This is a genomic window from Mycobacterium sp. Marseille-P9652 (assembly GCF_902652685.1).
GTDB lineage: Bacteria > Actinomycetota > Actinomycetes > Mycobacteriales > Mycobacteriaceae > Mycobacterium.
The window spans coordinates 127,279-135,093 of the sequence record NZ_CACRUY010000009.1; the positions used below are offsets into that span (position 1 = coordinate 127,279).

Annotated in this window: 5 protein-coding genes; 2 read left to right on the plus strand and 3 right to left on the minus strand. The window is 62.0% G+C overall.

Annotation, left to right across the window (positions count from 1 at the left end):
* Window positions 1–11 precede the first annotated feature (11 nt).
* Both GPY60_RS07890 and GPY60_RS07895 read right to left on the minus strand, forming a co-directional pair.
* A complete protein-coding gene (locus GPY60_RS07890) occupies window positions 12–2,897 on the minus strand; it encodes an MMPL/RND family transporter (protein ID WP_156687084.1) in 2,886 nt (961 codons plus the stop codon).
* A complete protein-coding gene (locus GPY60_RS07895) occupies window positions 2,894–3,310 on the minus strand; it encodes an MmpS family transport accessory protein (protein WP_156687100.1) in 417 nt (138 codons plus the stop codon). Before GPY60_RS07895 ends, GPY60_RS07890 begins: the two co-directional genes overlap by 4 nt.
* Before the next feature lie 524 nt (window positions 3,311–3,834).
* Here GPY60_RS07895 and GPY60_RS07900 point away from each other — a divergent pair.
* Entirely contained in the window at window positions 3,835–5,115 is a 1,281-nt protein-coding gene (locus GPY60_RS07900) for a glycosyltransferase (RefSeq protein ID WP_156687085.1), read from the plus strand.
* A 32-nt stretch (window positions 5,116–5,147) separates the two neighbouring features.
* Here GPY60_RS07900 and GPY60_RS07905 read toward each other — a convergent pair whose 3' ends face one another.
* Complete coding sequence (locus GPY60_RS07905; RefSeq protein WP_156687086.1) at window positions 5,148–6,812, minus strand: GMC oxidoreductase; 1,665 nt, start codon at window positions 6,810–6,812, stop codon at window positions 5,148–5,150.
* 234 nt (window positions 6,813–7,046) lie between these two features.
* Between GPY60_RS07905 and GPY60_RS27420 the strand changes: the two genes are divergently transcribed.
* A partial coding sequence (locus GPY60_RS27420; RefSeq protein WP_156687087.1) for a PE family protein occupies window positions 7,047–7,815 on the plus strand: 769 nt, incomplete at its 3' end.

A 7,815-nucleotide genomic window follows, 5' to 3' on the forward strand; every position in this document is an offset into this window, starting at 1 on the left:
CTGAACTGCCGCTATCTCAGCAATAAGGCACGTACCAACGGACGGGGTCCCGTCGGCCGGAGCAGTGAGCTGGCCGGGCGGGGGCGCACCCGTTGTGGCCACCAGAACCAGCGCCCCAGCAGCGCGGCGATGGACGGCGTCATGAACGCCCGGACGATGAGCGTGTCGAAAAGCAAACCGAGACCGATCGTTGTGCCCACCTGGCCGATGACCCGCAGGTCGCTGACGAGCATGGACCCCATGGTGAACGCGAACACCAGGCCCGCGTTCGTCACGACTTTGCCGGTGCCGCCCATGGCGCGAATGATGCCGGTGTTTATGCCGGCGCGTATTTCCTCCTTCATCCGCGCGACCAGCAACAAGTTATAGTCGGAGCCCACCGCCAGCAGGACAATTACCGACATCACGAGAACTGACCAGTGTATTTGGATTCCGAGTAAATTCTGCCAGGCAAAGACGGAGAGCCCGAAGGACGCGCCGAGCGAAAGCAATACGGTACCGACAATAACTAAGGCGGCGACAAAACTTCGGGTGATGATAAGCATGACGATAAAGATCAAGCAGAGCGCAGCTACGCCCGCGATCATGAGATCGTATGTCGACCCCTGCACCACGTCCCGTACACCGGCCGCAGTTCCGGCGAGGTAAACTTTCGCCCCTTCCAGGGGAGTTCCTTTGAGCGCCTCCTCGGCGGCGCTTTTGATCGCGTCGACCCGGGAAATGCCTTCGGGCGACGCGGGGTCACCTTTTTGCAGGATGAGCATACGGACGGCCTTCCCGTCTGGCGACAAGAAGATGTTCATCACCCGTTGGAAGTCCTTGTTGTCGAACGCTTCAGGTGGCAGGTAGAACGAGTCGTCATTTTGAGCGGTGTCAAACGCCCTGCCCATGGCGCTCGCATTACCGCTATCGTCGCTCATGTTGCCCAGAACCCCGGACATGGTGCTGTACGTGGTAAGCAGCATGGTTCGCGAACTCTCCATGATGGCGATCATCTCGGGAAATTGGGCGAGTATCTGCGGCAGCAGAACGTCGATCTGGTCGAGGTCCGCCACCACCTTGCTCAGCTCATCGGTAACGGCGTCGACACCGTCGAGAGAGTCGAAGATGCTTCTGAGGGAAAAGCAAATGGGAATGTCGTAGCAGTGCTTTTCCCAGTAAAAATAACTCCGGAGCGGCCTGAAAAAGTCTTCGAAATCCGAGATATGATTTCGAAGGTCGTTCGTCAGGTCTTTTATGTCGTGCGTTGTGCTAACCATGTCGTGCGTTGTGGCTACCATTTCTTGCGTCAGGGCATATAGGTGGCGCGTGATACTGATGGCTTCCGCCAACATGTCCGCCTGCTTGAGCATGTCCTTCAGACGCTCTTTCTGGAAAAACAAGAATTGTTGCTGTCCTGCGAATTGCATGCTCAGCAAATATGGGATCGATGTGTGCTTGATCGGGGTTCCCTCAGGCCGGGTCACGGCCTGAACCGTCGAGATGCCCTGTACGGCGAGGACGGCCTTGGCTAGCTTCTCCAACACCAGAAAGTCGGCAGAATTGCGCAGATCGTGATCGGTCTCGACCAGCAGGATTTCGGGCGTCATCATCGCCGATGGGGGAAAATGTCGCGCCGCCGCTTCGTAGCCCAAGTTCGCGGGGATATTTTTGGGGATGTACTCCTGGTCGTTGTAGCTGGGTTTGTAACCGGGCAGAGTCAACAGTCCGACCAAAGTGACCGCCAATGTGGCGACAAGAATGGGCGCAGGCCATCGAACGATCGCCGTGCCAACCCGTCGCCACCCGCGCGGGTTGATTCTTCGCTTAGGCTCGAACAGACCGAAGCGGCCCCCGACGGCGAGAACTGCAGGAATCAGGGTGACCGCGACCGCGACGGCGACTAATACGCCCGCTGCGCATGGCACGGCTAGAACATAGAACGAGGGCAGCCGCGTAAAGATCAGGCAGAAAAGCGCTCCGGCGATCGTAAAGCCCGAGGCCACGACGACCTTGGCGACACTGTGGTAGGTGGTGTAGTAGGCCGTTTCTCTGTCCTGGCCGCCCTGACGAGCTTCCTGATATCGGCCGATAAAGAAAATTCCATAGTCGGTTCCAGCCGCAATCACCAGCGATACCAGCAAATTTACGGCGAAAGTGGTGAGACCGATCAATCCCTGATGGCCAATAAATGCAACCATTCCGCGGGCCAGCAGCAATTCGATGCCGACCACCAGCAACAGGAGAATTGCGGTGACCGCCGAACGGTACACGAGGAGCAACGTAATGAAGATCACCGCGATGCTCACCGCGGTGATCGTGGCAACCGTCCTGTCACCGCTATGGCTTAAATCCGCATTGATCGCCGCCGGTCCGGTAACAAAAGCTTGGACACCCGGTGGTGCAGGTGTTCGGGCCACGATCCGCCGAACGGCCTCGACCGATTCGTTACCCGCGGTCTGGCTCGAGTTCCCGGCGAGAATTAACTGGACGTATGCCGCCTTGCCGTCAACGCTTTGCGCCGCGTGGCTGGTTAGTTCATCGCCCCAGAAATCCTGGACGTGTGCGACGTGTTTCGTGTCATTTTTTAATTGAGAAACTAAATGGTCATAGTATTTATGGGCGTCGTTGCCGAGCGGTTGCTGGCCCTCCAAAACTATGGTCGCCACACCACCGTTAGATTGACCGGATTGTTCAGATGCTTTGAAGTCGTCATTCAGCCGCTGACCCGCCCTGACGGACGGCGCATCAGTGGGATTGAGGGATACGGAATGCTCCCCCTCGACCTGCTCCAACGAAGGGACACAGACAGTCAAGACACCGATGATCACTAGCCACGCCAGGATGACGAGCAGCGAGAATCGGCGGATCGTTCGCGCTACCAATGGTCGACTGCTGGGTAACGGATGGGTGCTCATGCGACGTTCAGCGTGCAGGACGTAAAGGCGCTTACTTCGTGGGTGATCTTCTCGGCTTTGATCACGCCGTCCAGTTTGATTCGACAGCCGATGCTGTCACTGTCTCCTTGCGCCGCGACACTTCTCATGCCCGTCGCCGCTGTGATCGCGAAGTCGTATGACCACGGCAGGCTCACCGCCTCAACATGCTGAGGATCGCCATTAGCGCCGAAATAGCTGATCAAGGCCACGGTTCCGGGAGGTCCGAAAACCTCATATGTCAGGTGCTGGGGATTGTAGGGCTTGTTGTCGGCCCTGGTGTCGGCATAGGAGAGGCTCCTCTCGGAGCCGAAGAGGCCATGCAATCGCGACACAGTCAACCCTCCGACGGCGATCACCACCAGGACTACCAACGGAATCCACAGCCGCCTCAAGAGTCGCAGGATCAGAGATCCCGGATTGCGGCGGTTCTTCCCGGATGCAATCGGTGCTTGAGGCGCAGGGTTCGGCCGGCGGGAACGTCGGAACAGAACTCGCCGGCGGCCACTTAGCTCCTCGGCTTCGTGGGTGCTCTCGACGGGGACGTCGGGCCGCGCCGGCTCAACATCGCGAACACTGCCCCAGACCACCGCACCACCTTAACTGACACGAGTAGAACAACGGTCCCAAACCATAGTGGAGGCGGAGGACGTCTGACCAGCATTTAAGGAAGTTCTCAGGGTGGGATCGACAGCGGGTCTTTCCCGCGGCACAAAGGGTTCGTATGGCAGGTCGGCAGGGGCGATTGTGCTGTGGGGGGCGCAACCGCAGGGCGATTCCGCCGGGACGCAAACCGCGCACGAGCGACTGCGCTTCATTGTTGGCATTAGCGGGTCTATGCTCCTGTCCGGCTGAGCTGTGTGCGCAGTCTGCGCGTTCCCGCAGAACGCATACGGCGAGTGAAAGACCAAGATCGCGCATGAAATTTGTGCTGGCATTTTATGGAACTCGTGGTGATGTCGAGCCCGGCATAGCCGTAGGTCGTGAGTTGCGGCGGCGAGGGCACGACGTCTGCATGGCCGTCTCGCCCGACTTGGTTGACTTCGCCGAGTCGGTCGGGCTCGCAGCGATCGCTTACGGGCCCGACATGCAAGCGTGGCTCGAGTCGACGCGCAATTTTTGGACGCGGTTGTTCCGCAACTTCTGGCGGATCGCGGAGGTAAAGCGCCTTTTGCGCGAAGCGCGGGAGCCCGGCACTCGGCGCTGGTCGGAGATGAGCACGACGCTGACGGCGCTGGCCGATGGAGCGGACCTCTTAGTTACGGGGATGAGCTACCAGGAACTCGCGATCAACGTCGCGGAGTTTTGCGATATCCCATTGGCTACGGTGCTGTGGTTCCCCATACGCGCGAATGGCCACCTCGTCCCGATCGTGCCCGCTTCGTTGATGCGCTCGGCGATGACGGCTTACGAGTGGTTGGTGTGGCGGGGAGTGAAAAACGTGCAAGATGCGCAGCGCCGCGAATTGGGCCTTCCGAAGGCGACACGTCCCGCGCCGCAACGCATTGCCCAACGGGGAGCGTTGGAAATTCAGGCCTACGACGCGGTGTGCTTTCCCGGCCTTGCGGGCGAATGGGCCAACTGGAATGAGCGGGAGCCGCCACAAAGGCCATTCGTCGGCACGCTCACGTTGGAATTGGCGACGGGCGCCGACGACGACGTCGCTTCGTGGATCGCCGCGGGTACGCCGCCTATTTGCTTCGGGTTCGGCAGCATACCGGTCGAATCGCCGGCCGATACGCTCGCCATGATCAGCGCAGCTTGTGCGCAACTCGGACAGCGAGCATTGGTTTGCGCCGGCTGGACGGATTTCAGCGAGGCCGCTCGCTCCGACCATGTCAAAGTGGTAGACGCGGTAAATTTCGCTGCGGTCTTTCCCGCGTGCCGGGCCGTCGTCCACCACGGCGGCGCAGGCACCACGGCCGCAGGTTTGCGCGCCGGTGTACCCACGCTGATTCTGTGGATGGCGGATGTTCAGCTGATCTGGGGAGCTGCGATCAGGCGGCTCAAGGTGGGTACCTCCCGGCGCTTTTCCAGCGCGACCGAAAAATCGCTCGTGGCCGATCTGCGCACGATCCTAGGCCCCGAATACGCCATTCGGGCCCGCGACATTGCCACCAGGATGACGAGACCCGCCGAGAGCGTTGCAGCTGCCGCGGATTTGGTCGAGAACTTCGCCCGCCTCGGGCGAGTCGGCTGATCGCGACTCGCTACGGCAAGTGCCTCCGATCCCTAGCCCCGAACCGCTCGAGCGGGGAAATGCGCCTGGTTGACGTGCTGGGCTACCCGTAACGCGTTGGCCGCCACGGTCAAGCTGGGGTTCAGGCCGGCGCTGGAGGGGAAGAACGACGCATCGACGACGTAGAGGTTCTCGACCTCGTGCGCGCGGTTTTGCGGATCCAGCACGCTGGTTTTGGGATCGGTACCGAAGCGGCACGTGCCGCAGACATGTCCCAGCGTCGAGTTGTTCGCGCCGGTCCGCAGTGTGAGCGTGCGAAACGGCTTCAAGGTCTCTTTTATTTGCCGGATAAACACCGCACGGCGGTGAATTTCACTGGGGTGCAGACGATATCGAAGCCGCAACCGTTGGCGGTCGTCCACACCGGGTCGGTCAGTGGGCAGGACGCGGTTGTCCAGATACGGCAGGTCTTCCATGATCGGGGCCAGCACCAGCCCGCCGTTGAAGAAGCGGTCGTAGATCGGTCGCACCGCCGGGCTCATCAAGCGCAGAGCTTTCGGCTGCCAGCCTGGCTGGTTGGTGAACATGTCCATGGATGCCAAGTTGGCCATCGCGCCGGCCGACTGCAGGGTGCCGTACTTCTCGCCCTCCCAGAAATAGAAGTCGTTGAGCCCGATCTCCTTGTTTTCTGACGTGATATTGCAGCCGTGTTCTGGCCAGACCTCGATCCAGTCCATCAGGTGACGCATCAGGTTGCGCCCGACGTAGTCCGAGCCGTTGGCCAGTCCGCGGGGCCACTCGCCCGACCGGGAATTCAGGAGCAGTAGCGGGGTGGCCAGCGCACCGGCGGCCAGCACCACCACTGTGGCTCTGAGGGCCACCATGTCACCGCGGTGTTGGGCGATCACCTGCTGGACGGTGTTGTGGTCGCCTTCGAGGCGTAACACCCGGCATTCGTCGAGCAAATAAGCGCCGTGCTCTTTGACCGCGGGCAATACGCCATTGCGACCGGCGTCGTTTTTGCATGACTGCGGGCAAAGATGGCCCTGACAGGTGGCGCAGCCGTCGGTGTACTCGCAGGCCATCGGCAGGTGATAGGGGTGCAGTCCGCGCATCGTCAGGTGGCTGACCAGTGGCTGGTTGTCGGGGGAGAACGGGTGTGCGGGGGGCAGGCCGACTGCGGCGGCTTCGGGCCGTAGGGGGTCGGGTGCGCCGCGTACCCCGAGTAGTTTTTCGGCTTGGGCGTACCAGGGGCTCAGTTGGTCGTAGGTGATCGGCCAGGCGTCGGGCACGGTGGATTCGCCGGGGTCGCGGAAGTTTTGCCGCGGGGTGAAGTCTTGGGCGAAGAAGCGTTCGCACACCATGCCGTATAAGGCCGAGGAGCCGCCGGTGCCGGCGCCGATGAACGGCACGAAGCGCTTGGGGAAGCGTCCGCTGATGTCTTCGATCTCGTCGGTGGTGCGGCCGGCGCGGGCCAACGCGTCGAAGTACGCCTCTGCGGAGCGGGCCGCCCGCGGCTCGGCCAGTTCCGGCATCGCAGAACGGATCGTGTCCGGAGTGCCCGGCAGCGTAGAACGTCCCTTTTCGACGAACAGGACCCGCCGCCCGGAGCGGGCCAGCGAGTAGCCCAGCATTCCGCCGCCCATGCCGGTGCCCACGACGATCACGTCCCACACCGTGCGTTCGGCCTCGCGCGCACTCAAATCGCCGTCAGCCAAGATCACGCTCCTCAGCGATGTTGGCCAACGCGACCGGTCGTTGCCGAGCACGCCGGTACTGGAAGGGCATCAAACCGAGTGTTCATCGATCGGCGAGTTTTCCGTCCAGAAGTCTCGGTCGGACTGGATTGCATCAATCATTTCCGGCATGGCTGCAATTAGACGTGTGTAGTGTACAGGCACTGCCCTCGCGAGTATGTTGTTGCCAGTTCGCGCTTGTCATCGGAGCCGCATATGTCTCCCTATGTGATCGCAACACCCGCGGTATTGGCTGCGGCGTCGTCCGACTTGGCCGGGGTCCGAGAGGCGATCGTCGCCGCAACAACGGCGGCGTCGGTTCCGACGACGTCGCTGTTGCCCGCGGCCGAAGACGAGATCTCAAGCGCGATATCAAACTTGTTCGTCGCCTACGCGCGGGAGTATCAGGCGCTCAGCGCGCGGGCGGCGGAGGTCCATGACAACTTTGTCCAAGCCCTGAAGGTCGGCGGGCAACTCTATAGGGCCCAAGAGGCGGCCAACACGAACCCGTTGCAGAGCGTGATCGACACCATCAATGGGGAGGTGCAGGCGCTCACCGGGCGCCCACTGGTCGGTGACGGCGCCAGTGGCGCGCCGGGGACCGGACAGGCTGGCGGGGACGGCGGGTGGATTCTGGGCAACGGCGGCGATGGCGGTTCGGGCGCGGATGGCCCCAATGGGGCCAACGGCGGCGCAGGCGGGTCGGCTGGGTTCTGGGGTCGGGGTGGCACCGGCGGGGCAGGCGGCAATGCGACAGCTGTCGGAGGGCACGGCGGCAACGGCGGGGACGGCGGCGCGGACGGTCTGATCGGCGGCGGTAATGGTGGTTCCGGCGGAGCGGGCGGGAATGGCATGTCCGCGGCGCCGGGGCTCACCGGACAGGCTGGCGGTGCCGGCGGGAATGGTGGAGCCGGCGGCCTGAACAGGCAGCTCTTCTCGATCAACGGCACCGCCGGCGCCGGCAGTGCCGTTGATCGAGAAGAGC

Excerpts from the sequence above, each read along its gene's own strand:
- GPY60_RS07890 (WP_156687084.1), bottom strand. The coding sequence starts at position 2,897 with ATGAGCACCCATCCGTTACCCAGCAGTCGACCATTGGTAGCGCGAACG.
- GPY60_RS07900 (WP_156687085.1), top strand. The coding sequence starts at position 3,835 with ATGAAATTTGTGCTGGCATTTTATGGAACTCGTGGTGATGTCGAGCCC.